20 protein-coding genes and 1 pseudogene are annotated in these 26,113 nt (G+C 37.0%); 7 read left to right on the top strand and 14 right to left on the bottom strand.

Going from position 1 to position 26,113, the window contains the following annotated elements:
• Positions 1-43: 43 nt before the first annotated feature.
• From rpoE to ACQKNR_RS11865, 7 genes are all read right to left on the bottom strand, one after another.
• On the bottom strand, positions 44-580 hold the full coding sequence (rpoE, locus tag ACQKNR_RS11895) for a DNA-directed RNA polymerase subunit delta (protein WP_427318035.1): 537 nt from the start codon (positions 578-580) through the stop codon (positions 44-46).
• Positions 581-735: 155 nt separating this feature from the next.
• Positions 736-1,365, bottom strand: a complete 630-nt coding sequence (locus ACQKNR_RS11890) for a TetR/AcrR family transcriptional regulator (protein ID WP_000238599.1) — start codon at positions 1,363-1,365, stop codon at positions 736-738.
• A 66-nt stretch (positions 1,366-1,431) separates the two neighbouring features.
• Positions 1,432-2,571 carry an acyl-CoA dehydrogenase AcdA gene (gene acdA, locus ACQKNR_RS11885; protein ID WP_193412683.1) on the bottom strand — a complete coding sequence of 380 codons (1,140 nt, stop codon included), beginning with the start codon at positions 2,569-2,571 and terminating at the stop codon, positions 1,432-1,434.
• A 21-nt stretch (positions 2,572-2,592) separates the two neighbouring features.
• A complete protein-coding gene (locus tag ACQKNR_RS11880) occupies positions 2,593-3,723 on the bottom strand; it encodes an acyl-CoA dehydrogenase (protein WP_427318032.1) in 1,131 nt (376 codons plus the stop codon).
• Between the two features lie 72 nt (positions 3,724-3,795).
• Positions 3,796-4,647 carry a 3-hydroxybutyryl-CoA dehydrogenase gene (locus tag ACQKNR_RS11875; RefSeq protein WP_098662943.1) on the bottom strand — a complete coding sequence of 284 codons (852 nt, stop codon included), beginning with the start codon at positions 4,645-4,647 and terminating at the stop codon, positions 3,796-3,798.
• 56 nt (positions 4,648-4,703) lie between these two features.
• Positions 4,704-5,960: an acetyl-CoA C-acetyltransferase gene (locus ACQKNR_RS11870; protein ID WP_427318431.1), complete on the bottom strand. Its 1,257-nt coding sequence runs from the start codon at positions 5,958-5,960 to the stop codon at positions 4,704-4,706.
• A 38-nt stretch (positions 5,961-5,998) separates the two neighbouring features.
• Positions 5,999-8,110 carry a heterodisulfide reductase-related iron-sulfur binding cluster gene (locus ACQKNR_RS11865; RefSeq protein ID WP_427318030.1) on the bottom strand — a complete coding sequence of 704 codons (2,112 nt, stop codon included), beginning with the start codon at positions 8,108-8,110 and terminating at the stop codon, positions 5,999-6,001.
• A 450-nt stretch (positions 8,111-8,560) separates the two neighbouring features.
• On the opposite strand from ACQKNR_RS11865, the gene cls reads away from it, so the two are divergent.
• The 3 genes from cls (at position 8,561) to ACQKNR_RS11850 (ending at position 13,543) form a co-directional block, all read left to right on the top strand.
• A complete protein-coding gene (gene cls, locus ACQKNR_RS11860) occupies positions 8,561-9,754 on the top strand; it encodes a cardiolipin synthase (protein WP_427318028.1) in 1,194 nt (397 codons plus the stop codon).
• Positions 9,755-9,786: 32 nt separating this feature from the next.
• Positions 9,787-10,740, top strand: coding sequence for a UV DNA damage repair endonuclease UvsE (gene uvsE, locus ACQKNR_RS11855; RefSeq protein ID WP_427318026.1), 954 nt, complete (start codon positions 9,787-9,789; stop codon positions 10,738-10,740).
• A gap of 124 nt (positions 10,741-10,864) precedes the next feature.
• Entirely contained in the window at positions 10,865-13,543 is a 2,679-nt protein-coding gene (locus ACQKNR_RS11850) for a DUF4084 domain-containing protein (protein ID WP_427318024.1), read from the top strand.
• Positions 13,544-13,559: 16 nt separating this feature from the next.
• Here the strand turns inward: ACQKNR_RS11850 and ACQKNR_RS11845 are convergent, their stop codons facing one another.
• Positions 13,560-13,697, bottom strand: a complete 138-nt coding sequence (locus ACQKNR_RS11845; RefSeq protein WP_427318022.1) for a quorum-sensing peptide PapR — start codon at positions 13,695-13,697, stop codon at positions 13,560-13,562.
• 83 nt (positions 13,698-13,780) lie between these two features.
• On the bottom strand, positions 13,781-14,644 hold the full coding sequence (locus ACQKNR_RS11840) for a helix-turn-helix domain-containing protein (RefSeq protein ID WP_427318020.1): 864 nt from the start codon (positions 14,642-14,644) through the stop codon (positions 13,781-13,783).
• 168 nt (positions 14,645-14,812) lie between these two features.
• On the opposite strand from ACQKNR_RS11840, the gene ACQKNR_RS11835 reads away from it, so the two are divergent.
• Positions 14,813-16,564 (top strand): M4 family metallopeptidase, encoded by a 1,752-nt coding sequence (locus tag ACQKNR_RS11835; protein WP_427318018.1) that lies wholly within the window; start codon positions 14,813-14,815, stop codon positions 16,562-16,564.
• A 38-nt stretch (positions 16,565-16,602) separates the two neighbouring features.
• On the opposite strand, the gene ACQKNR_RS11830 is transcribed toward ACQKNR_RS11835, so the two are convergent.
• The 4 genes from ACQKNR_RS11830 to ACQKNR_RS11815 are packed head-to-tail and all read right to left on the bottom strand — an operon-like array spanning position 16,603 to position 19,966.
• On the bottom strand, positions 16,603-17,205 hold the full coding sequence (locus ACQKNR_RS11830; protein ID WP_427318017.1) for a response regulator transcription factor: 603 nt from the start codon (positions 17,203-17,205) through the stop codon (positions 16,603-16,605).
• Complete coding sequence (locus tag ACQKNR_RS11825) at positions 17,202-18,332, bottom strand: sensor histidine kinase (protein WP_427318015.1); 1,131 nt, start codon at positions 18,330-18,332, stop codon at positions 17,202-17,204. The genes ACQKNR_RS11830 and ACQKNR_RS11825 overlap by 4 nt, the downstream gene beginning before the upstream one ends.
• Positions 18,333-19,067, bottom strand: a complete 735-nt coding sequence (locus ACQKNR_RS11820; protein ID WP_427318013.1) for an ABC transporter permease — start codon at positions 19,065-19,067, stop codon at positions 18,333-18,335. It lies immediately after the preceding gene.
• Entirely contained in the window at positions 19,064-19,966 is a 903-nt protein-coding gene (locus tag ACQKNR_RS11815) for an ABC transporter ATP-binding protein (protein ID WP_193412671.1), read from the bottom strand. The genes ACQKNR_RS11820 and ACQKNR_RS11815 overlap by 4 nt, the downstream gene beginning before the upstream one ends.
• Positions 19,967-20,123: 157 nt before the next feature.
• On the opposite strand from ACQKNR_RS11815, the gene map reads away from it, so the two are divergent.
• From map to ACQKNR_RS11800, 3 genes and pseudogenes are all read left to right on the top strand, one after another.
• On the top strand, positions 20,124-20,918 hold the full coding sequence (gene map, locus ACQKNR_RS11810) for a type I methionyl aminopeptidase (protein WP_427318011.1): 795 nt from the start codon (positions 20,124-20,126) through the stop codon (positions 20,916-20,918).
• A gap of 552 nt (positions 20,919-21,470) precedes the next feature.
• Entirely contained in the window at positions 21,471-22,868 is a 1,398-nt protein-coding gene (locus tag ACQKNR_RS11805) for a M28 family metallopeptidase (RefSeq protein WP_427318009.1), read from the top strand.
• A gap of 312 nt (positions 22,869-23,180) precedes the next feature.
• Positions 23,181-23,353: pseudogene (locus ACQKNR_RS11800) on the top strand (M24 family metallopeptidase); the annotation flags it as partial.
• Positions 23,354-23,545: 192 nt separating this feature from the next.
• Here the strand turns inward: ACQKNR_RS11800 and ACQKNR_RS11795 are convergent.
• Positions 23,546-26,113, bottom strand: a 2,568-nt coding sequence (locus tag ACQKNR_RS11795) for a Cna B-type domain-containing protein (RefSeq protein ID WP_427318007.1), incomplete at its 5' end; no start/stop codon positions are given.

The following is a 26,113-nucleotide window of genomic DNA, read 5'->3' as shown; positions in this document are numbered from 1 at the left end:
GCCCAAAAATGATTCTACATGGACGATAATAAAAAGTCAAGAACTACAGTTCTTCCTCTTCTTCTTCTTCAGTTTCATCATACTCAAGTTCTTCTTCAGCGAAGTCATCTTCATCTTCATCTAAATCATCAAGATCTTCGTCATCTCCGTCTTCATCTTCAAGAACCTTGTCCAAATCTTCTACATCGTCTTCATCTTCGTCTGCATTTCCGTCTGCATCATCGAATTCATCTTCATCTTCATCGATGTAGTCGTCAAAACCGTCCTCTTCAACTTTACGCTTCTTCTTCGGTTTTGGCTGAGGTAAGATTTCTTCATCAATTTGCTCATATGGGTACCAGCTACGTAGCCCCCAACGATTTTCTCCTAAATTAATGAAACGTCCGTCGATGTTTAAGTCTGTATAAAATTGTGCGAGTTTCGCATTAACTTGCTCTTGAGATAGTCCCAGCACTTGAGCGATTTCTTGAACCAACTCGTTGAATGTCGTTGCTTGTTTTTTATCCCCTAAAACGCTATGTACAACTTCAATCATTGAACATTCTTTTAGCTCTTCTGGTGAATATTGCTTAAAATCCACTTATGCGGCACTTCCTTTCTTCAAATATAACCTTATATATAACGGTCTGCTTAAAAAAATCCATACTATTCATTATAAACAAAAGTCGCACAAATATGCTACAAAAAAAAACGGGAAACTTTTATATGGTAATAAAATTATAATTTGTCCATTCCTTATTTCGGAAGCATATGGGCCCCTTGCAACACATACCTAATTTGCATTTCTGTATATTCTTCGAGCGTATATAGTTTTTGTAAAGCCCAACGTCTAAATCCCCACATTTGTCCTTGTATGAAAATATTATGTGCCAGAAGCTGTATTTCTTTTTTATTTAATGTAAATGTTCCGTTTTCCGTACACTGTTCTAAAATATTTTCAAACATCCCTACCATTTGAAACTCTTTTTCTAATACATATGGAAGTGATTCTTTCGGTAAAAAACGTACCTCTTGATACATGATTAATACTTCTTCTTGCAATTCATCCATGACTTTAAAATAATTCGTTATCGCTATTTTTAAACTTTCTATACTCCCCTTCTCAGTACATACTACTTCCTCTAACCGTTCCTTTACATGTTCATAAATACTATCACAAACTAAATACAAAACATCATCTTTCGTGCGAATGTACTCATAAAGTGTTCCGATACTAAATCCAGCTGCTTTTGCAATCTCTCTCGTTGTTGTACGCGGAAATCCTTTTTGCTTAAACAATTGCACCGCACCTTTAATCATCTGTTCACGCCTTAACGCGACTAATTTTTCATCTTTCACGGATGCATGTACATTATGTTTAACCATTCCCCTCACCTCTCTCTATTATTTTTTGGAAGGAAAAAGCGTAGGAAAATACCTACGCTTTTGCTCCTATTTTGTTAACATACGAGAAATTACAAGCCTTTGAATTTCTTGTGTTCCTTCATAAATTTGTGTAATCTTTGCATCTCGCATATAACGCTCTACTGGATAATCTTTCGTATAACCGTAACCACCAAATACTTGCACCGCTTCAGTCGTCACCTTCATCGCTGTATCACCTGCAAATACTTTTGACATCGCTGATTCTTTTCCGTACGGAAGCCCTTCTGATTCAAGCCAAGCCGCTTGATACGTTAAAAGACGCGCCGCCTCTACATCTGTTGCCATATCTGCAAGTTTAAAGCCAATCCCTTGCTGCGCCGCAATTGGCTTCCCAAACTGATGGCGCTCTCTCGCATATTCTACAGAAGCATCTAAAGCTCCTTGTGCAATACCAACTGCTTGCGCCGCAATACCATTACGACCGCCATCTAATGTTTGCATCGCAATCTTAAATCCTTGCCCTTCTTCCCCGAGTAGATTTTCTACAGGAATACGGCAATCTTCGAACATGATTTCAGTCGTTGGCGAAGAGCGAATCCCTAGCTTACTTTCCTTCTTCCCAACTGAAAATCCCGGTGTATCACTCTCTACAATAAATGCGCTCGTGCCGCGCTGCTTCGATTCAGGGTCTGTTAATGCAAAAACAACATAAATATCAGCAATACCACCATTTGTAATAAAGATTTTCGATCCATTTAATATGTAATGGTCTCCATCCCTTTTTGCGATTGTCTTCATTCCACCAGCATCCGATCCAGACCCTGGCTCCGTTAAACCATATGCACCAATTTTCTTTCCTTCAGCCATCGGTCGCAGAAACTTTTGCTTTTGCTCTTCCGTTCCAAATTTAAAAATGGGCCATCCCGCAAGTGAAGTGTGCGCGGACAGCGTTACACCTGTAGAAGCACAAACGCGAGATAACTCTTCAATAGCAATTACGTACGCTAAGTAATCGCTTCCAATCCCGCCATACTCTTCAGGCCATGGGATACCTGTCAAACCAAGCTCTGCCATTTGATCAAATAACGCACGATCAAATCTCTCTTCCTCATCACGCTCAGCTGCTGTTGGTGCTACTTCATTCTTAGCAAAATCTCGAACCATTTTTCTTATCATTTCATGTTCTTCTGATAGTTTAAAATGCATCCCCGTCTCTCCCTCATCTTTTTATAAAGAACGGCTAATAACAAGTTTTTGTATCTCACTCGTTCCTTCATAGATTTGCGTGATCTTCGCATCACGGAAAAATCTTTCTACTGGATAGTCTTTTGTATAACCGTAACCACCAAATACTTGTACCGCTTCAATTGCAACTTCAACAGCTGTCTTAGAAGCAAATAACTTCGCAATAGACGCTTCTTTACCGCATGGTAATCCTTGCGCTCTAAGCGATGCAGCTCTATATACAAGCAAGCGCGCTGCCTCCACACTTGTTGCCATATCTGCAAGTTTGAAGCCGATCCCTTGCTGCGCCGCAATTGGCTTCCCAAATTGCTCTCGTTCTTTTGCATAATCAATCGCACATGCAAGCGCTGCCTCAGCGATTCCTAACGCCTGCGCCCCAATTCCAATTCGTCCAACATCTAAATTCGCCATCGCTACCTTGAATCCTTCTCCTTCTTCACCGAGCAAATTCTCAGCCGGCACTTTCATATCTTCGAACGTAAGTTGAACTGTACGAGAACCGAGAAGCCCCATCTTATGTTCATCTTTTCCGATAATTAAGCCCGGCGTATCTTTCTCTACTATAAATGCAGAAATACCACTTTTTCCTGCCTCTGGATTTGTAGAAGCAAATACAATGTATGTACTTGCTTCACCACCATTTGTAATAAATACTTTCGATCCATTAATAATGTAATGATTATCTTTCTTAACAGCTCTTGATTTCAAACTCCCTGCATCTGACCCTGCATTTGGTTCTGTTAAAGCAAATGCGCCTAAGTATTCACCTGTCGCAAGTTTAGAAACATATTTCTGCTTCTGTTCTTCTGTTCCAAAATATAAAATCGGATTCATTCCAACTGACGTATGTACAGCTAAAATTACACCAACTGTTGCACTCACCTTTGAGATTTCCTCAATTGCTAAAATGTAAGAAATAAAATCCATTTCTGCGCCGCCGTATTTTGCAGGCGCTGGAATACCCATTAATCCAAGCTCACCCATCTTTTGCAAAATCTCTTTCGGGAACACCCCTTGTTCCATGCTAGGAACAAAGGGAGCTATTTCCTTCTGTGCAAAATCCCGTACCATTTTCCTCATCATTTGCTGCTCTTCATTAAAACGAAAGTTCATATACTCCGCCTCCATTTGCTATATATCCTTTTAATAATTTGGTAAGACCACTATTTTGTAGCAAAGAGGAATTTATTCGTAAACGTAGAAGCCACGGCCTGTTTTACGTCCTAACCATCCTGCATTTACGTACTTACGTAGTAATGGACATGGGCGATATTTACTATCTCCTAAGCCTTCATGTAACACTTCCATAATGTATAAACATGTATCTAAACCGATAAAATCAGCTAACGTAAGCGGCCCCATCGGATGATTCATACCAAGTTTCATTACTTCATCAATCGCTTCTTTCGTCGCTACGCCTTCATATAACGTATAGATCGCTTCGTTAATCATTGGTAATAAAATACGGTTTGATACAAACCCTGGGAAATCATTTACTTCAACTGGCACTTTCCCGATTTTTTTCGTAATATCTTCAATCGTTTCATATACCGCATCATCTGTAGCCAAACCACGAATAATTTCAACAAGCTTCATAACCGGAACTGGATTCATAAAGTGCATACCGATTACTTTTTCTGGGCGTTTCGTTACCGCTGCAATTTCAGTAATTGGTAGAGATGACGTATTCGTCGCTAAAATAGCATGATCTGGAGCTATTTCATCTAGATTCGCAAAAATTTTCTTTTTAATATCCATTTTCTCAACAGCCGCTTCAATAACAAGATCCGCTTCTTTCACACAATCTAAATCAAGCGTTACTGTAAGACGATTTAACGTTGCTTCTTTCTCTTCTTCCTTCATACGTCCTTTTTCTACTTGACGAGCTAAGTTTTTCGTAATAATAGCCAATCCTCTATCTAATTGTTCTTGTTTTAAATCTTGTACCTTCACATCATATCCTGCCATTGCACATACTTGCGCGATTCCCGATCCCATTTGTCCTGCACCAATTACAACAATCTTTTGTACACCCATTCTTTCTTCCCCCTTAATATAAATCTTTAATAAATGAATCGTTTTCTACACGTAAATTAATGAACCTCAATCATCACTGCATCACCTTGACCACCACCGCTACAAATCGAAGCAATTCCAATTCCGCCGCCGCGCTGCTTCAGTGCGTGGATCAGTGTAACGATAATACGTGCTCCACTTGCTCCAATCGGGTGCCCCATCGCTACCGCACCGCCATTTACATTCAATTTTTCCGGATCAATCCCAGCAATTTCCGTACTCGCAATTGCTACCGCTGCAAATGCTTCATTAATCTCAAATAAATCGATTTCTTCAATTGTCTTACCTGTCTTTTTCAGCAATTCGTTAATTGCATAACCTGGCGTTCTTGGGAAATCCTTCGATTCTACCGCGATTGCCGTATGCGCTAAAATTGTCGCTAATGGCTTTCTTCCTTCTTGCTTCGCTCTGTCCTCGCTCATTAATACAAGTGCAGCACCGCCATCATTCAATCCTGGAGCATTACCAGCTGTTACTGTTGCCGTCTTATCAAATACTGGTTTTAATTTCGCTAATTTTTCAATCGTTGTATCTTCACGTGGCGCTTCATCCTTAGCAACGACGATAGGATCGCCTTTTCTTTGCGGAATTGTTACTGGTACAATCTCCTCTTCAAAACGACCTTCCTTATGTGCTGACACCGCACGTTGATGACTACGATATGCCCATTCATCTTGTGCTTCGCGAGAGATTCCGTCTTCTTTTGCAACTTCTCCGCCATAAACACCCATGTGTATACCTGAAAATGCGCATGTTAAACCATCCGCAACGTTTAAATCGATAACTTCGTTGTGACCCATTCTGTATCCCCATCTTGCTCCTCGTAAAATGTAAGGACTGTTGCTCATCGATTCCATTCCACCAGCTACAATAAGCGATTGATCACCAGTACGAATAATTTGATCTGCTAAAGTAACTGCGCGAAGCCCTGATGCACAAACTTTATTCACTGTTTCCGTCTGCACTTCCCAAGGGATTCCAGCTGCTCTCGCTGCTTGGCGTGATGGAATTTGCCCTTGCCCTCCTTGGATAACTGTTCCGAATATAACTTCTTCAACATCGCTAGCGGCAACATCTGCTCTTTCAAGCGCTGCCTTAATTGCGATTCCTCCAAGTTCTGTTGCTTTTACGTCTTTTAAAGTTCCTCCAAATTTTCCAACCGGTGTTCTTGCAGCACTTAAAATAACTGTTTTACTCATGTCCATTTCCCCCATTTCATTTGTTAGCGCTGAGCGCTCGTTCGGTATTCTTACGTTGAGAAGAGGTGCAATTATTGCACCTCTCTCTCTAAAGTTGTATGCATTCCTACAAATTACATTGCTTCTTTCTTCTGCCCGATAACAGAGCGTTCTAAAATCTCTGTTACATCAAGCGTTTGAACTTTTTCTTCTACTTCTTTCGCTTTCGTCCCATCACTAATCATCGTTAAGCAATATGGACACCCTGTACCGATAATGGATGGCTGCACAGCAAGCGCTTGTTCTGTACGAGCAACGTTAATACGAGAACCTGTTGTCTCCTCCATCCACATTAAGCCACCACCTGCGCCACAGCACATTCCGGTTTCACGGTTACGTGCCATTTCTACAAGGTTCACACCAGGAATCGCTTTCAAAATATCGCGTGGTGCTTCGTATACTTCGTTGTATCTTCCTAAGTAACAGGAATCATGGTACGTAACAGTCTCTTCAATAGGGTGAACAGGTTTTAAGCGCCCTTCTTTCACCCACTGAGCTAACAATTCTGTATGATGATAGACTTCTGCTTGCAAACCAAAGTCCGGATACTCATTTTTAAATGTGTTATAAGCATGAGGGTCAATCGTAACGATTTTCTTCACTCCTGCTTTTTCAAATTCTTCAATATTCTTTGTCGCCATCTCTTGGAATACGAATTCATTTCCAAGGCGGCGCGGTGTATCTCCAGAGTTCTTTTCTTTATTACCAAGAATCGCGAATGAGATGCCTGCCTCGTTCATTAACTTCGCAAATGATATCGCAATTTTCTGACTGCGGTTATCATATGATCCCATTGAACCAACCCAGAATAAATATTCGAATTCCTCACCAGCTTTTGATTTCTCTTTCACAGTTGGAACGGTTACCTCATCATCACCTTGGCGCCATGTTTCACGCTCTTTACGATTTAGACCCCATGGATTTCCTTGACGTTCAATGTTTGTCATTGCACGTTGTGCTTCTGCATCCATTTTTCCTTCTGTTAAAACGAGATAGCGGCGTAAGTCAATAATTTTGTCAACATGCTCATTCATAACTGGGCACTGGTCCTCACAGTTACGACACGTTGTACATGCCCAAATCTCTTCTTCTGTAATAACGTCTCCGATTAAACTTGGATCGTAAGCTAATGCTGTAGCCGCTGATTCTTGTTGTCCTTTTCCAGCTGCCATCATCGCCAACTGATTTCCTTGTGTATTATTAAAAGCAACAACTGGAACCCACGGTGCCTTTGATGTTACCGCTGCCCCTTTATCAGTTAAATGATCACGAAGTTTTAAAATTAAATCCATCGGTGATAACATTTTTCCTGTTCCTGTTGCCGGGCACATATTTGTACAACGGCCACACTCTACACAAGCATATAAATCAACGAGCTGATTTTGTCTAAAGTCTTCAATTTTACCAACACCGAACGTTTCTTGTGTTTCATCTTCAAAATCGATCTTTTCAAGTTTCCCTGGATTTGAAAGACGTCCAAAAAATACGTTGACTGGTCCAGCAATTAAATGCGCATGTTTTGATTGCGGTACATAAACTAAAAACGTTAACAAAATTAGTAAATGCACCCACCACGAGAAATAAAACACTGAAATAGCTACGGTTTCATTTACTCCCGAGAAAACGTAAGCGATTACAGAAGCGATTGGTTCACTCCATGAAAATTCCTCGCCGTGCCATATAATCCCCATCCCGTTACCAAGTAGCACTGAAAGCATTAAACCACCGATAAAAATAAGGACAAGGCCTGATTTGAAATTACGTTTTAAACGAACAAGCTTTTCAACATAACGTCTATGAAAAGCCCAAAAGACTGCAATTAAAATAACGAGTGTGACAATTTCCTGGAAGAATGTAAATGCAGGGTATAGTGGTCCAAGTGGAAGATGTGATCCTGGTGCGAGTCCTTTCCAAACGAAGTCGATTGCTCCAAATTGGACAAGAATAAATCCGTAAAAGAACATAACGTGAATGATGCCGCTCTTTTTATCTTTCAGCAGCTTTTTCTGACCGAAAACATTGACCTTAAGAAGATCCCAACGCTCTTTAAAACGACGGTCAAATTCAATTTTTTTTCCTAATTGTATGTAGGCCATTCTCGTTCGTATAAGATATACAAACAAATATCCCGCATAAGCAATAACAGCAATGGCAGCCAGCCAATTAATGATCAATAAGCTATTCATTTTTATGCTACCCCTCTCTTTGTAAGCTTTCTTTCTTTTTTAGAATCTTCAAAAACATATAATTTTCTGAATTTTATCCCCTACCTTCATTATATAATGAGTGAGCATTCAGTCAACAGTTTTTTGTTATACAACAACATATTTTTTAATAAAGCTGTTTATTTCGGTGAAACTATAAAGTGAAACTTTAATCAGAGGGGGTTTTGTCCATCGCCCTCTGATTATTAGTTGAACCAATCGGGCTTTTACGGGCAGTTAATCTCCCATCTAACTTCCTCGCATGTGCCGAATTTTGAGGTGGGGGTCTTACTGCCAGTTAATGCGGGATAAAGTGAAACTTTAATGAATAAACCGCGCTATCTTCCGATGAAATTTATAATAGCAATCTTACTACCCGGATCATTTGTAACAAACTGAAGGTGAAAAGAATGCGAAGGAGGGGATTCACTGATGTTCTTCTTATCTCTCTTGTTAATATGCGTTACTATTTGGATCACAATTGACCTTTCGTATGGAAGACTCCTTCATTTAAAACGTGTGCGCTCTCGCACTTTCCCTTTACGTCAAAGTGATTTTCATCTTTATACATATGGAAAGGATTTATATGATGCTTTATTTACTGATATAAAACAAGCGAAGCACCATGTGCACATTTTATTCTTCATTGTAAAAAACGATAAGATTAGTCGGGAGTTTTTAAAGTTACTTATTGATAAAGCACAGGAAGGCATTGAAGTGCGACTTTTGCTGGATCGATTTGGTAGCCATCATTTATCAAAAGAAGCCATTCATTCCCTACAAAAACATGGTGTCTCTTTTTCATTTTGTCATGAGGTCAAATTCCCCTTTCCTTTCTTTTCTGCCAATCAAAGAAATCATAGAAAAATTACAGTCATTGATGGACAAATTGGCTATATTGGGGGATTTAATATCGGCGAAGAGTACTTAGGACATAATCAGCGATTAGGACTATGGCGCGACTATCATTTACGTCTTACAGGAGAAGGGATTCAAGATTTACAAAAGCAATTTTTACATGACTGGTTTGATGATACAAACCAAAATTTATTGGGTACTTCTCTTTATTTTCCGAAACAGAAACAAGGTACCATCCCACATCAATTTATTCCGACTGATGGGGCCTATTTACAACATACTTTTTTACATTTAATTGACAGTGCGAAAAAAGAACTCTTTATCGGTACACCATATTTCATTCCTGGCAAAAAAATTATGAACGCTCTATTAAAAGCAAGGGAAAGAGGGGTTCAAATAACGATTCTCGTCCCAGAAAAGGCTGATCACCCACTTGTTCGAGAAGCAAAATTCCCATACTGCCGAAAATTAATACAGGCTGGATGCGACATTTATGCATTTCAACAAGGGTTTTTTCACGCTAAAATTATTATAGTAGATGATGATATTTGTGATATCGGAACTGCAAATTTTGATATGCGCAGTTTATATATTAACCATGAAATCAACTGCCTTTTATATGATAAACATTTCATACAAACAGTAAAAAGTAAATTTCATGAAGATCTAGAAAACGCGTCATTACTTTCCTTTAAAGATGTCAGTCCACGTTCTCTTATTGATAGGGGGAAAGAATGGATAGGAACAATACTTGCTTTCTTCTTATAGGAAAGATAATGCGTAAAAGAGGTGTATCACATATGATTATGAGGTTTGGATATGTCTCACATGCAATGGCACTGTGGGACTGTTCTCCTGCCAAAACGATGACATTTACAACCTTTAAAAAACTCAACAAACAAGAGCGAGAAGATAAATTGTACCATGTTACAAGACAAAATCTAGAGCACACAATACGTATCCTTCATTACAATATAGCACATGAGATCCCATTATATCGCCTTTCTTCTTCCATCGTACCACTTGCAACACATCCTGAAGTCGAGTTTGATTATATTGAAGTATTTGCACCACTTTGGCGTAAAATAGGAGCATTAATTCAAGAGCACAATCTACGAATAAGCTTCCATCCAAATCAATTTACTTTATTTACAAGTGACAAACCACATATTACAACTAACGCTATTACAGATATGACCTATCATTATAAAGTATTAGATGCGATGGGAATTGCGGATTCTTCTTATATCAACATCCATATAGGTGGAGCATATGGAAATAAAGAAACAGCAATTGAGCGTTTCCATGAAAACATAAAGAAACTTCCCGCACATATAAAAAAACAAATGACTCTTGAAAACGATGATAAAACGTATACAACTTCTGAAACGTTATCTATTTGTCAAAAAGAAAATATCCCTTTCGTATTTGATTACCACCATCATATGGCTAATCTTTGTGATGAACCACTAGAAGAGTTACTCCCTGCTATTTTTGAAACTTGGTTACATACAAATGTTCCTCCTAAAGTCCACATTTCCTCTCCTAAATCAGAAAAAGAATTCAGGGCTCACGCTGAGTATATCGATTTAGAGTTTATTAAGCCCTTTTTACACATCGCAAAAAAAATCAATCATAATTTCGATATTATGATTGAAAGTAAGCAGAAGGATTTAGCGCTATTGCAATTAATACGTGAACTTTCTTCTATAAAAGGAATAAAAAGAAAAAATGGTGCAACATTACAATGGTAAATTGTAATGTTGCGCTTTTTTTCAAAAAGTAATTCTTATAGTAAAAAAGTTCCTATTTTATATGCTATTATTTAAATTAGCATTTTCCTCCTGCGATTCAACTTTATTGAAACGGAGTCATAATATGATTAATCAAAAAAAGTATGTACAATTTGTCATCATTTATATTTGTATATTTTCTCTTTGGATATTCCTTATTCCAAAGGAGTGGAACATAAAAGAAATGGGAATCCTTTTCTTATTTTGTTTTGCTGCACTCTTTTCTTGTTATTGCTTATTTAAAGCAATTAAGAAAATGAAACGCGGTGATAAATTATTTTGGATTTTATTACTATGTACTTGCCTATGCGGATTAGCTATGGAGATAACCTTATTTCTTCATTCACGTTCTATACATAATCAAGTCATATTCTCATATAAAGCATTACCCTTTTTCATCATACAATATATTTTGCTTTTTGCTGGATTTGCTATAAAGTTCATAAAGCATTACTCCATTAGAGGTCTTGCTCAGTTTTCATTTGATAGTATCTTTATTATTATTATGAATATTTACTTTACCTTAACCTTTATTCTAAACATTTCAAGCTTTCATATGTTAACAAAGGATACGTGGGTTTTAATTGGATATTTTATTGCACAATCATTAGTAATTTACGCCGTTATTAGCCTATATAGAAGAGAGCAATATTCTTCAAGTAGAATTTCATTAATTATCGGCTTTACTATTATACTTGTGTACGGATATATACACCTGTTCCAGTTAAACGCAGGAATGAAAACTTCTTCTGAACTCTCTTACTTAATACATACGGCTTCGATTTTATTAATCAGTTTATCGTCCATACTATACATTTTGGATAAACCAATGCAACATGAAACGAAAGCAAAATATTATCGATTCGATTATGTACGCTTTATACTACCTTATTTTAGTATAAGCATTACTTTTTCCTTTATTATCATTCAGCCTTGGGATGATAAGTTCATGTTAATTGGTCTCGTATTATCACTTATCTTATTATTCCTACAACAACTTTACATGTGGAAAGATAATCAAGTATTAATCGATACGTATGAACAGTTGACTACACAACTAGAAGATGAAGTTGAAGAAGGTGCATTTGCATTATCAAAAAGTGAACAACGCTATAAATCTTTATTCGAAGATCATCCTGATGCCGTTTTCTCTTTAAATATGAATGGTATTTTCCAACATTCTAATAAGGCTTGTGAAAGCTTATTTACTGCCTATTATTGTGAAGTAGCAAGCTATTCCCTTCTACACTTCATTGATCCAAAAGACCACGATTTACTAAAGAGAGCGTTACAAATAACAAAAGAAGGTAGACCACAAACGTTAGAGGTTCGTACAAAAGAGAAAGAAGGCTACTATTATTACCTTCACATTACACTCATCCCTACTTTTATAAATAAAGAAGTTGTTGGGATGTTCGGTATAGCGCGTGATATTACAACTTTATATGAAAAACAAAAACAAGTAGAACATTTGGCATTTCACGATGCCCTTACCGGATTACCAAATCGCCGCAAGTTTGAAAAAGATGTAAAGGCTATTTTAAATACAGCTCAAACTAGTGCAAATGACATTGCCGTCATGTTCCTTGATTTAGATCGATTCAAAAAAATTAATGATCGTCTCGGTCATGATATTGGAGATTTATTGTTAATTGAAGTAGCTAAAAGATTACGCGGATGTTTGCGTTCAAAAGATATCGTTGCTCGGCAAGGTGGCGATGAGTTTACAATTCTATTACCAGATATGTACTCAGAAAAAAGTGCTACTTTTATAGCTGAACAGATTTTAACTATCTTAAACAAACCATTCTTCATTAAAGATGAAGAACTATCTATTACACCAAGTATCGGAATTGCAATGTATCCTGATTATGGAACCGATGTAACCGAATTAATGAAAAATGCTGATATCGCTATGTATCGCGCGAAAGCAAATGGGAAAAATCGATTTGTTTTCTTCTCAAAAGAAATAAGTATTGCCCAAAATGAGATCCAGTTCTTAGAAGGCGAGCTTTCAAAAGCATTACAACAAAATGAATTTTTCCTTGAATACCAGCCACAAGTAAGCACGACAACAAAACAAATCATCGGTTTTGAAGCGTTAATCCGTTGGAAGCATCCAAAACTAGGCATCGTATCTCCTGCCCAATTTATTCCCCTTGCAGAGGAAACTGGTTTTATTATTGAACTTGGAAATTGGATTTTACGTACCGCTTGCCTAGAAGCCAAAAAATGGCATAACCAAGGGTTTTCTCACTTAAAGGTTGGTGTGAATTTATCTGTTGTTCAATTTAACCATGCAGATTTAATCCCGACTATTTCAAAAGTGTTAGAAGAAACACAATTAAAACCAGAAGCACTGGATATTGAAATTACAGAAAGTATCGCAATTAATCAAAATCAATCTGTCATATCCAAACTAGAACAGCTTCAAAACCTTGGCATTCAAATTTCAATCGATGACTTTGGAACTGGTTATAGCTCTTTAGCTTATTTAACAAAATATCCAATCAATACATTAAAAATTGCTCGCGAGTTTGTTTGTGGAATCACGAATAGCCCCTTAGAGGAAGCAATTATCTCTTCCATTATTACACTATCAAAAGAACTAAATTTAGAAGTTATTGCAGAAGGTGTAGAAACAGAAGAACAATGGAAGTTTTTATATGAACAAAACTGTGACCACATTCAAGGATTCTTTATTAGCAAACCTGTTTCTAGTAAAGACGTTTGGATGTTACTCCACAAAAAAACAACCGTCTAAGTAAGACGGTTGTTTTTTAATGTTCAAACGGTATATCTGAAGCTAACTGTACCTGCTCTTGTTGATTTGTTAACGCTTGCTCTTGACTTACTCCAAAGACAACACCAGCCAACATTGCAACTGCTACTAAACTACAAGCAAGAAATTTCTTCATATTTATCACCCTATGTTTTTTCTTGTAAATATATCACAAAAATACACTTGTAAAATATGCAAATATGCATATTTTGGCCAATCTTAATTTAAATATTTCTTTTTCTTTAATAAAGCCCCTTTATATGAATGCAAATCTAATAAATCAAAGAATAAAGAAGCTTTCTCATAAACTTCTTTAATTTCATTTGATGAATAATCTAATTTCTCCAGGCACTCACCCTTTTGGTAATATAAATGCCCAATTAACTCCATACTTCCCATATGACAAGAAGCCTCAATTGCTTCATTTACTTGATATAGCGCCTCTTCAAACTGATCACTCAAATATAAAGCTTTTGCATAGTTATATCGAACTTTAACTATAAACGCTTGATTATTATGTAACGATTCTAATTGTTCTAAAATATCCCGGAATAATGTTATTGCTCTGTCCAATTGATCATTTTCCGCATAGATGATTGCAATAGAATTTTCAATATATAAATTTTGAAATACATCTACCCCCCCATATGATTGATGTACAATTTTTTTTAACTCTAAAATACAATATTCAAAATCAATTTTCTTCAAAACGTATGCAGATAAGTAATAGTGCCAAAGAAGAAACTGATTGAATTCTGGATGGAATTTTTCTTTTTTAAGCTCATTTGAAACGATTTTATAAATTTCATCATATTTTTTCTTCTTGCTCAATACTTGAATTCGATCTTTAAACTGCTTTTTCCTCTCAATATCAGAATAAAGGAGTACCTCATAAAAATGAGTAATGGGAACTTGTAACTTTGCTGCAATACCTTGCAATATATCCATACTTGGGTATACCGCGCCCGATTCAATTCGGCTCACTTCCGACTGATGACATACATTATCAGAGAGCTGTTTCTGTGTTAACCCCCTCATTACTCTAATTTTCTTAATTTCACTTCCTAATTTTTCTGCGTGCATACTTACTCACCATCCCATTATAACAATCTAATTTGTTAAGTTGTCATACCACTACAATAATGTGCATTCGACAATTTTTGATATGAAATAATGCATAAAATATATAAAATTCGGCAAATTTTTCATACAATTCATCTCACATACAATAATAGATTAGGAGTGTTATAGATGAATTATAGAAAACTTGCCAGTGCTTTCGTTACATTCGGTCTTCTTTGTCCTTTATCAACAGAAGCTATTCATGCTCAAGAATTAGACAAAAGTGAAATAAAAGTTGAAATTGCTCAGCCTGGTTTAACAATCGGGAAATTAACAGAACCTCAAAATGATACGAAAGAGAATATTGCTAAAAAATATTTAAAAGGTGAGGTAAACGGGGCTAAAGCTCAACAAGAGCAAGTTACAACTGAAAAAAATGTTAATTTTCAACCTACAAATAAAGAAACAAAAGAAAATCAAACCGAAGTTCGCCTTGCACAAACTTACAAAAACTATAAAGTATATGGTCAAGATCTCATTGTAAAAGTAGATAAAAATGGAGTGATTACTACTGTTAGTGGTAAAGTTGTCCAAAATTTAGACCAACAACCTAATCTTACTATAACAAATTTTTTGTCGAAAAATGAAGTGAAATCTAAATTACGCGATACAGTTCAAATTCCAAACGATGCGGCTGAAACAGAATTCTCTAGCGAAACCGTTGTTTATAAGAAAAAAGATGGTTATTACACGTTCGCAACTGTTATTACATTTACTTACGAAAACCATGAACAAATTATAAACGGTAATGCAATCGTTGATTTAAAAACTGGCGAAGTACTTTTCCAAGAAAAATTCATTAAAAATAAAGAGAATAAAACTATAAATCAAGTAACATCACCTAGCCTATCCCCTGCAAAAGAGCAAGGAGCTGGGAAAAATGCACTTCAGGAAAACATCTCTTTCAATATCGCCAAAGGTACTGATGGAAAATTTTATTTAGCTGATCTATCACGCGGAAATGGTATTTACATTTATAATGCAAACTACGCTGATTCTCTCGGCGGATATAGTCAAGCAGGTTATCCAGGGACACTTATTTCAAGCAGTACCCCTAACTTTGCAGATAAAGAAGCTGCTGGTGTTATGAAAAACATGAGTGATATTTATGATTACTTCAAGAAAAAACACAATCTAAAAAGTTACGATAATAAGGATTCAAAGGTTGTTGCTAGTGTACACGGTTTTGATTCTACTGAAGTTAGTGATGGTGTAAAAGAAGACTATATAAATGCATTTTGGCATCCAGCTTGGAACCAAATGGTATTTGGTGATGGATTAAACGGAAAATTAACATCCGCTCTTGACGTAACAGCTCATGAATTTGGACATGCTGTATTTAGCGGTACAACGAAAAATAAAATTGTGAGATATCCAAGTGCTGAGACATCTGCGCTAAACGAGGGGTTAGCAGATTTCTGGGGTACACAAATCGAATATTACGTAAAGAAAGATAAAGGAAACTGGATTATGGGCGATACGTTAGGTGGCCTAACAATCCGTGACATTCCGGGAGAAATTGGTGACGGAGGTCATAAATTATATACAAACTTACAAGATTTCTATAACGATGGCAATGATCAAGAGTCTCACGTGAATTCTGGTATTATTAGTCACGTATTATATCAATTAGCTGAAGGTAAAACATATAACGGTGCCTCTGTTCAAAAACAAGGTAATGAAAAGGTAAGTAAAGTTGTTATGCGTGCATTGCAAAACTACGCAACTTCAGCCGAAGACTTTGAATCGCTTCAATCCCACATCGTACAAGCTGCAAAAGATTTATATGGCACAACCGTATCAAATGAATTTGCGAAAGCATTTGAAGCACATGGTTACAAACCATTACAAAAAGTAAATAAGGTAATAGAAGTACAATAATAAAAAAGAAGTTTACCCCTTATAGGTAAACTTCTTTTTCATATCCAACCCTTTTCTTCCGCAATTGTAATTGCCTCAATCCTATTTTTTGCATCAAGCTTCGTTAATACTTCAGAAATGTAATTACGTACTGTACCGGGTGAAAGATAAAGTGTCTTCGCAATTTCATTTGCCGTCTTACCTTCTTTCGCAAGTAACAATACTTCTTTTTCACGATCTGATAACGGGTTTTGCTCCTGCCATAAGCCGAACATTAAATCTTGAGAGACTTCTCGTTTTCCCTTCATTACATTACGAATCGCTGTAGCTAAATCTTCGCTCGGGCTATCCTTTAACAAATATCCGTGCACACCAGCTTTCATTGCTCTTTCAAAATAACCGGGACGCGCAAATGTTGTTAAAATCATTACTTTACAAGATGATTTCTCCTTCTTCAACGTTTCAGCAACATCTAAACCACTTTGAATCGGCATTTCAATATCCATAATACTTATATCAGGCTTTAGCGATTCGATTAATTTTAACGCCTCTTCCCCGTTCGCCGCTTGCCCAACAACTTCAATATCATCTTCTAGATCAAGTAGGGCTCCTAATGCGCCACGAAGCATCCGTTGATCTTCTGCAATAATAATTCGAATCATGCCCTCACCTCATCTTTTCCCGTTCTAATTACAATTGGAACTTTCACTGTTAACAATGTCCCTGAATTTATCGTATCTAGTTCAACGAATCCATCAATAAGAGCAATTCGCTCTTTCATACCGCGGATACCATTTCCATCATGGTTTTGATCCGCTAAACCGATACCGTTGTCTTCTACTTTCAAAATCAGCTCACCTTGCGATTCTAATACAGAGATTGTACACCGCGTCGCTTTACTATGTTTTACAACATTCGTCACTGCCTCCCGTAAACACATTCCTACAATATTTTGTTCAATTGGTGATAACGAACTAGAATTAGCTTCTTGCTTCACTTCTAATTCAATATTAGCCGCTTGTAAAATCGCCTTTATTTGCTCCAATTCTTCTTCCACTGTAATCATACGCATATCAGAAATTAATTCCCTCAGCTGCTTTAAAGCTGTACGAGATGTTTGTGTAATTTCCTTCGCTTCCACACTTGCACGCTCCGGATTTTTCACAATTAACTTCTCAACGAGCTGACTTTTTAAAGTAATGAGGGATAACGTATGCCCTAATGTGTCATGAAGATCCCTTGCAATTCGCTGCCGCTCTTCACGTTTTACTAAATCCTTAATTTGTTCGTTTGCTTCATTTAGTTGATTCTTTAACATCTTTTTTTGATTAAAATTACGCATTCCAAATGGTGTAAGCAGCATTAAAATAAACATCGGAACTATATTCACTAAACTTGTCGGTGTTAGTTGATTCATATTTACAAATACAGATGCTCCAAGCATTACAACTAACAAACATAATAGCACCCGAAATACTTTCTTACTTGGTGCAAATCCCATCGCACTCGCCGTGAAAAAGCCAAAAAATATCATGAAAGGATTATAAAATGCGGCAAATAAAAAGGTTAGTATCATTTGAATACACGCCCACAAAACGAACGTCTTCTGAACAAAATAAAGTTGACGGTATGTGATAATGAAAACTATCAACATACCGACCCCTATTACAAGCTTCCATCCTGATACTTGTGTTAAATTATAAAGTGGAAATAACAAATATACGAGCCACATATATGGGAAGAACCCCATATGTTTCGGAAAAACCTCAAACCTCTTCTTCTCTATCATTTATACCGCTTCCTGTCTTTTTCTTATATATATTGATACTACAACAAATATAAGGAAATAACCTCCTAGTACCACGATATTTTCCCAACCAACTGATTTTCCAGCGACAATATCCCATGCACCGCTTCCAAAATGATATGTTGGTGTCCATTCACCGATAGATCGTAATATTTTTGGAAATATTTCAATTGGCATCCATAGGCCACCAAGAATTGCTAAACACATATTTAAAATATTAGCTAAACCAGCAGCTGCATCCGCCTTTTTAATTGAACCTATTACTGTTCCGAGCGCTAAAAATGGTGTCACGCCTAATAATAACCATAACCCAGCACCAATCCATTGCCCTACTGTTAATTGCACATTATTAATTAATATTCCTGCCATAAAAATAACTAAGATTGAAAAAGCATTCACTACTGTTTGAGCAATAATTTTAGCTGTTATATACGCACCCTCTGGAAGTGGTGTAATTTTTAAAAGATGTGTCCACCCTTGCCCTTTTTCCTGAGAAAGTCTCACACCGAAACTAAAAAGTGCAGTCCCTACAATACTGAAAGTCGCCATTGAAATTAAATAATGTGCTTTCCACGCATCTCCATTTTGTGGTACTTGAACAACATTTGTGAAAATGTAGTAAAACATAACTGGCATTAATAATGAGAAAAAGATAAATAATTTATTACGGAACGTACGTAAAATCTCTATTTTGCATTGCATCCATAATGCTTTCATGCGATTTCCCCCTTCTGATTTGCGACAAATTGTTCAAATGCTTCATCTAGACTTCCACGTTCAACTGAAACGTCTGTTACAGGTAAGTTCTTTTGATAAATTGCTTTTAAAGTTGCATCCGTATCCTCAGTTGTTAAAGTAAAGCGCCCTTCGTTTGACTGTACTTCTGTTACATTTGGTAATTCCTTTAGTAATCTTGTAGGAATGCTTTCCTTCGAATAAAACGTGATTGTTTTTCGCGAAATCGTCGCTTTCATTTCGTCCGGTGTACCATTTGCGATAATCTTTCCATTCGCAAACAATAAAATACGATTCGCCAACGCATCCGCTTCTTCTAAATAGTGTGTCGTTAAAATAATCGTTTTCCCTTCACCTGCTAATTTTCTAATCGTTTCCCAAAACGTTCTTCGAGACGTAATATCCATCCCAACTGTCGGCTCATCTAAAAATAGCAAATCAGGATTTCCCGCAAGTGCGAGCGCAAAATTTAACCTTCTTTTTTGCCCACCTGATAATTTTTCACATCTTTGCTTTCGCTCTGATTCTAAATTTGATAACTGCAGTAACGTTTCTTTCGCTACCGGATTCGTATAATAACTACGGAATAACTCAATTGCCTCTTCCACTGTAATGCTATCAATGACACTTACTTCTTGTAGCATCGCACCGAGACTGTTACGAACATCTCTATGCTTTGGACTCTTTCCAAATATAGAAACGCTTCCTTCTGTCGGATCCTTTAATCCGAGCATCATCGAAATCGTCGTTGTCTTCCCTGCACCATTCGGTCCAAGCAATGCTACTATTTCTCCTTTATTCACGTGAAATGAAACGTTATTTACTGCGTTTTTATGTTTAAATGTTTTAGAAACACCATTTACTTCAATAATCTTTTCCATCTCTCCACCCCCGCTGTTTCTTATATTTACATTGTATTCCTTGGAAAAGTTAGGAAACAGTATGATGCGTCATGACATCGATATGACAATTGTCATGTATTCTTTGTGAGAGGAATCAACCCACATACCGCAAGCGAGTAGCAGGACGAAAATAAACATGATACAATCGGATAAGATATATATTCGAGGAAGGACAGTGGTTTTCATGATTATTCGTAATGAACAAGATTTAGAAGGCTTACGAAAAATCGGCCGCATCGTTGCGCTTGCACGTGAAGAAATGAAAAAACAAGCGAAGCCAGGTATGACAACGAAAGAGCTTGATTTGATCGGTAAAAAAGTATTAGATGAGCATGGTGCTATTTCTGCACCTGAAAAAGAATATGATTTTCCAGGTGTAACTTGCATTAGTGTAAACGAAGAAGTTGCTCACGGTATTCCAGGAGATCGTGTATTAAAAGAAGGTGACTTAGTAAACGTCGACGTATCTGCTGCACTTGATGGTTATTATGCAGATACAGGTATTTCATTTGTACTTGGAGAAGACGAAGAAAAAGAAAAGCTTTGCCAAGCAGCTGTTGATGCATTTTGGGCAGCAATGAAAAAAGTAAAAGCTGGTTCAAAACAAAATCAAATTGGTCGTGCTGTTTCAAACTTTGCACATAAAAGTGGATACAATGTTATTCAAAACTTAACTGGCCACGGTATTGGTCTTAGCTTACATGAAGCACCAAACCACATTTTAAGCTATTATGACCCAATGGATAGTGCGCTTCTAAAAGACGGTCTTGTTATCGCTGTAGAGCCATTTATCTCTATGAAAGCTGATCATATTATTGAGCGCGGTGACGATGGCTGGACATTCGTTACACCAGACAAAAGCCTTGTTGCACAATGTGAACATACAATCGTTGTAACACGCGGTGAACCGATTATCTTAACAGAAATATAATAAAAAACAGCCGTTTTGTGGATTCCTTCTACTAAGCGGCTGTTTTTTATTATTTTTAGGTATGTAAAAGCTTATATAAATAAAAAGGTGATGCATCAAAGTATCACCTTTTTAACGGGGTGAGGCTGTCCAAAAGTATGGAAAACCTTTGAACAGCCTCGTATTTTCATATGGATGCCTTACATATATCACTGATGATAATTATGAAATGCGGAAACATAGTTACCATCACATGATTCAAACATGAGAAAGGAAACCCTGTAACAGATCCCTTTTCCCTACATAATCTAAAGTTTGGGTACACTAGATTCATGCAATGTAGGAGCCTTCAGAATAGAAAGCAACCCTTCATTTAGAATGATAGCATATATACATATACTAAAAATATGCAAATATGCATATGGTGTTTTTGTCCTTATTTGCGGGCAGTAAAGGTTTCATTTTATTTCTCAATATCATTAAATTGAAATTTCAGATATTTAAAAGTAAAATAAAGTCGTTATCCGTCTTCTTTTGTCAGTCAGAGAGAATAGAAGAATGGGAGAGGAAAAAATGAGAAAATCGCTGAAACAAAAAATAGTAAGCTCCTTGCTTGCTGTATCACTCGCCGTTAGCTTAGCTCCAATCGGACAAGCAAAAGCTAATTCCACGTCAGAAATTACACAGATCCCACCTATCACAAAACAAGTGGATGCAAGCCGCGCCATCGAGCATATCCGTTTCTTATCCGAAACAATTGGTCCCCGCCCAGGCGGTACAAAATCAGAAGAGTGGGCCTCTCGCTACGTTGGTATGCAACTTAAATCAATGGGATATGAAGTAGAATATCAGCCCTTTCAAGTACCGGATCAATACGTTGGATTTATTGAATCACCATTATCCACAAAACGTAATTGGCAAGCTGGCGCTGCTCCCAATGCACTAATTTCTACAGAAGCTGTTACAGCTCCTCTTATCTTTGTTCAAGGTGGAACAAAATTGGATGATATTCCAAATGAGGTAAACGGAAAAATTGTTTTATTCGAAAGAGGTGCAACAGCAGCAGATTATAATAAGCAAGTTGAAAATGCTGTTAGCAAAGGAGCAAAAGGTGTTCTTTTATACAGTTTAATTGGAGGTCGTGGAAACTACGGACAAACATTCAATCCTCGCTTAACTAAAAAACAGTCTGTCCCTGTCTTTGGTCTTGCTTATGCTCAAGGAAATGCATTTAAAGAAGAAATCGCAAAAAAAGGGACAACAATTCTTTCCCTAAAAGCAAGACATGAATCTAATTTAACATCTCTAAATGTTATTGCTAAAAAGAAACCAAAAAATAGTACAGGTAATGAAAAAGCTGTCGTTGTAAGTTCACACTATGATAGTGTCGTTGGAGCACCTGGAGCGAATGATAACGCTTCTGGTACAGGATTAATATTAGAACTAGCTCGTGCTTTTCAAAATGTAGAAACTGATAAAGAAGTCCGCTTTATCGCTTTTGGTTCTGAAGAAACTGGTTTACTCGGTTCTGAATATTACGTAGAAAACTTATCACAAAAAGAACGTGATCGCATTTTAGGTGTCTTCAACGCTGATATGGTTGCAACAAATTATGATAAAGCAAAGAATTTATACGCCATGACTCCTGACGGTTCCACGAACTTTGTAACAGATGCAGCATTACAAGCAGGTAAACAATTAAATAATGATCTCGTTCTTCAAGGAAGATTTGGCTCTAGTGATCACGTACCATTTGCTGAAGTTGGTATTCCTTCTGCACTATTTATTTGGATGGGCGTCGATAGTTGGGATCCATTAATCTATCATATTGAAAAGGTATATCACACACCTCAAGATAACGTATTAGAAAATATTTCGTTAGAACGTATGAAAATGGCATTAGAGGTCATTGGTACAGGCGTCTATAATAGCCTTCAATCTACCGTGAAAACAGGACAAAAAGCCGCTTAATACTATTTCAAGCCACCGATTAATCGGTGGCTGTTTATTGAGAAAAAATAAATATGCATAAAAGCATATTTATTACATGGTATTATGGTGTATAATTAAAATCGTAATATATAAATAAAAACACATTTATTACATAGCATTATTATGTAAAATAAAAATTGTAATAATATTGATTACATCTAATAAGTAGGTTTTTCAATTATGAAAAAATTATTCCTGCAGTTGTGTTCAGGCACTAATGCCTTTATTCCTAAAATAAACGTTGTAGCAGCTACCCAAGAACAAAGCCTTACAAAATACTATTTCTAAATTAGCCATAAAAATGGCTATGCATTCATCCAAAACTTAATGGAACATGGCATTGACCTTAAATTACATGAGATACCACGCTCTAAGCTTATGGTCCAATGAATAATAGGCTTCTTAAAAACGGTTTTGTTATCGCTTTAGAGCCGCTTATCTCTATGAAAGCAAATCATATTATTGGGCCGCTAATTGAGTCCACCCTGAAATTGTTCTCTTTGTTCTATAAAAAAAACCCTTCAGGCTGCATTCTTCCCTTCACTTTATCGTGAAGTGTTTTTGAATACTTACCTAAAGGGAGCAATATCAATAGTAATTTTTTAATTTGTCAGCTACTCAGATTACAGTGTAATCAATAATCTAAAGCTTTTTTATTATTTTATTCGCTGACGAGCGAGTAGGATTCCACCTAAAAGGAACAATACCATACCTCCAAGAATTGAACTCATTTCTGCTGATGTTCCTCCTGTGTTAGGAAGTAATGTTGGCTTATCATTTTCTGTAGTAGGTGGAACTTTTGAATCGCTATTTTTGTCTGCATTTGTGTTTGGACCTGTGCTTGGATCTTTTGGATCTGTACTTGGATCTTTTGGATCTGTACTTGGATCTTTCGGATCTGTGCTTGGATCTTTCGGATCTGTGCTTGGATCTTTTGGATCTTTCGGATCTACATTTGGTTCGTCCTTGATTTTTGTATTTGTGATGTCATAACCTTTTACTTCGGATTTATATCCAGCTACCGGTTGTTCTTTCACTTCATACTTGTATGCTACTCCGTTTGCATCGTATGCTGCTAAATCTTTGAATTCGTATTTCCAGTCTGTTGCTTTGCTTACTTCTTGCGTCGCAATCACTGTACCATTTTGTAGAAGGTCTACTTTGATCATTTCCGGACGATCTTTCGCGTTATCGTCTTTCCATGTTTTCGTTCCTTCTACTTTTGTTTTGCCTACTTTTGTATTTGTGATGTCAGTACCTTTTACTTTGGATTCATATCCTGGTACTGGCTGTTCTTTCACTTCATACTTGTATGCTACTCCGTTTGCATCGTATGCTGCTAAATCTTTGAATTCATATTTCCAGTCTGTTGCTTTGCTTACTTCTTGCGTCGCAATCACTGTACCATTTTGTAGAAGGTCTACTTTAATCATTTCCGGACGATCTTTCGCGTTATCGTCTTTCCATGTTTTCGTTCCTTCTACTTTTGTTTTGCCTACTTTTGTATTTGTGATGTCAGTACCTTTTACTTTGGATTCATATCCTGGTACTGGCTTTTCTTTCACTTCATACTTGTATGCTACTCCGTTTGCATCGTATGCTGCTAAATCTTTGAATTCGTATTTCCAGTCTGTTGCTTTGCTTACTTCTTGCGTCGCAATCACTGTACCATTTTGTAGAAGGTCTACTTTAATCATTTCCGGACGATCTTTCGCGTTATCGTCTTTCCATGTTTTCGTTCCTTCTACTTTTGTTTTGCCTACTTTTGTATTTGTGATGTCAGTACCTTTTACTTTGGATTCATATCCTGGTACTGGCTGTTCCTTCACTTCATACTTGTATGCCTTACCTTCTGCATCGTAAACTTGGAGCTTTTCAAACGTGTACTTCCAGTTTGTTTCCGCTGTTACTTCTTTTGTATCTACTACTTTACCGTTTTGTAAAAGATCTATTTTGATCATTTCCGGACGATCTTTCGCATTTTCGTCTTTCCATGTCTTCGTTCCTTCTACTTTTGTTTCGCCTACTTTTGTATTTGTGATGTCAGTACCACTTACTTTGGATTCATATCCAACTACTGGCTGTTCCTTCACTTCATACTTGTATGCCTTACCTTCTGCATCGTATGCTTGGAGCTTTTCAAACGTGTACTTCCAGTTTGTTTCCGCTGTTACTTCTTTCGTGTCTACTACTTTACCATTTTGTAAAAGATCTACTTTGATCATTTCCGGACGATCTGTTGCGTTATCGTCTTTCCATGTTTTCGTTCCTTCTACTTTTGTTTCGCCTACTTTTGTATTTGTGATGTCAGTACCACTTACTTTAGATTCATATCCAGCTACCGGTTGTTCCTTCACTTCATACTTGTACGCTACTCCATTTTCATCATACGCTGCTAAATCTTTGAATTCATATTTCCAGCCTGTTGCTTTGCTTGCTTCTTGCATCGCAATCACTGTACCATTTTGTAAAAGGTCTACTTTAATCATTTCCGGACGATCTTTCGCGTTATCGTCTTTCCATGTCTTCGTTCCTTCTACTTTTGTTTTGCCTACTTTTGTATTTGTGATGTCATAACCATTTACTTTGGATTCATATCCAGCTACTGACTGTTCTTTCACTTCATACTTGTACGCTACTCCGTTTGCATCGTATGCTTGGAGTTTTTCAAACGCGTACTTCCAGTTCGTTGCCGCTGTTACTTCTTTTGTATCTACTACTTTACCGTTTTGTAGTAAGTCTACTTTAATTGTGCTTGGACGATTTGTTGCGTTGTTATCGTTCCACGTCTTTGTTCCTTCTACTTTCGTTTCGCCCACTTTTGTATTCGTGATGTCAGTACCATTTACTTTGGATTCATATCCAGCTACCGCTTGTTCCTTCACTTCATACTTGTATGCCTTACCTTCTGCATCGTATGCTTGGAGTTTTTCAAACGTGTACTTCCAATTTGTTTCTGCCGTTACTTCTTTTGTATCTACTACTTTACCGTTTTGTAGTAAGTCTACTTTGATTGTGCTTGGACGATCTGTTGCATTGTTATCGTTCCAAATCTTTGTTCCTTCTACTTTTGTTTCGCCTACTTTTGTATTTGTGATGTCATAACCGTGTACGTCAGATTGGTATCCCGCTACTGGCTGTTCCTTCACTTCATACTTGTACGCTACTCCATTTGCGTCATATGCTTCTACATCTGCAAATGCATATTTCCAGTTTGTTGCCGC

Origin of the sequence: Bacillus sp. NPDC094077, from assembly GCF_050279465.1 — a bacterium.
GTDB lineage: Bacteria > Bacillota > Bacilli > Bacillales > Bacillaceae_G > Bacillus_A.
This window is presented reverse-complemented; position numbering and strand designations above follow the sequence as displayed.

Excerpts from the sequence above, each read along its gene's own strand:
- ACQKNR_RS11890 (WP_000238599.1), bottom strand. The coding sequence starts at position 1,365 with ATGGTTAAACATAATGTACATGCATCCGTGAAAGATGAAAAATTAGTC.
- acdA (WP_193412683.1), bottom strand. The coding sequence starts at position 2,571 with ATGCATTTTAAACTATCAGAAGAACATGAAATGATAAGAAAAATGGTT.
- ACQKNR_RS11880 (WP_427318032.1), bottom strand. The coding sequence starts at position 3,723 with ATGAACTTTCGTTTTAATGAAGAGCAGCAAATGATGAGGAAAATGGTA.
- ACQKNR_RS11875 (WP_098662943.1), bottom strand. The coding sequence starts at position 4,647 with ATGGGTGTACAAAAGATTGTTGTAATTGGTGCAGGACAAATGGGATCG.
- ACQKNR_RS11865 (WP_427318030.1), bottom strand. The coding sequence starts at position 8,110 with ATGAATAGCTTATTGATCATTAATTGGCTGGCTGCCATTGCTGTTATT.
- cls (WP_427318028.1), top strand. The coding sequence starts at position 8,561 with ATGTTCTTCTTATCTCTCTTGTTAATATGCGTTACTATTTGGATCACA.
- uvsE (WP_427318026.1), top strand. The coding sequence starts at position 9,787 with ATGATTATGAGGTTTGGATATGTCTCACATGCAATGGCACTGTGGGAC.
- ACQKNR_RS11850 (WP_427318024.1), top strand. The coding sequence starts at position 10,865 with ATGATTAATCAAAAAAAGTATGTACAATTTGTCATCATTTATATTTGT.
- ACQKNR_RS11845 (WP_427318022.1), bottom strand. The coding sequence starts at position 13,697 with ATGAAGAAATTTCTTGCTTGTAGTTTAGTAGCAGTTGCAATGTTGGCT.
- ACQKNR_RS11840 (WP_427318020.1), bottom strand. The coding sequence starts at position 14,644 with ATGCACGCAGAAAAATTAGGAAGTGAAATTAAGAAAATTAGAGTAATG.
- ACQKNR_RS11835 (WP_427318018.1), top strand. The coding sequence starts at position 14,813 with ATGAATTATAGAAAACTTGCCAGTGCTTTCGTTACATTCGGTCTTCTT.
- ACQKNR_RS11830 (WP_427318017.1), bottom strand. The coding sequence starts at position 17,205 with ATGATTCGAATTATTATTGCAGAAGATCAACGGATGCTTCGTGGCGCA.
- ACQKNR_RS11825 (WP_427318015.1), bottom strand. The coding sequence starts at position 18,332 with ATGATAGAGAAGAAGAGGTTTGAGGTTTTTCCGAAACATATGGGGTTC.
- ACQKNR_RS11820 (WP_427318013.1), bottom strand. The coding sequence starts at position 19,067 with ATGAAAGCATTATGGATGCAATGCAAAATAGAGATTTTACGTACGTTC.
- ACQKNR_RS11815 (WP_193412671.1), bottom strand. The coding sequence starts at position 19,966 with ATGGAAAAGATTATTGAAGTAAATGGTGTTTCTAAAACATTTAAACAT.
- map (WP_427318011.1), top strand. The coding sequence starts at position 20,124 with ATGATACAATCGGATAAGATATATATTCGAGGAAGGACAGTGGTTTTC.
- ACQKNR_RS11805 (WP_427318009.1), top strand. The coding sequence starts at position 21,471 with ATGAGAAAATCGCTGAAACAAAAAATAGTAAGCTCCTTGCTTGCTGTA.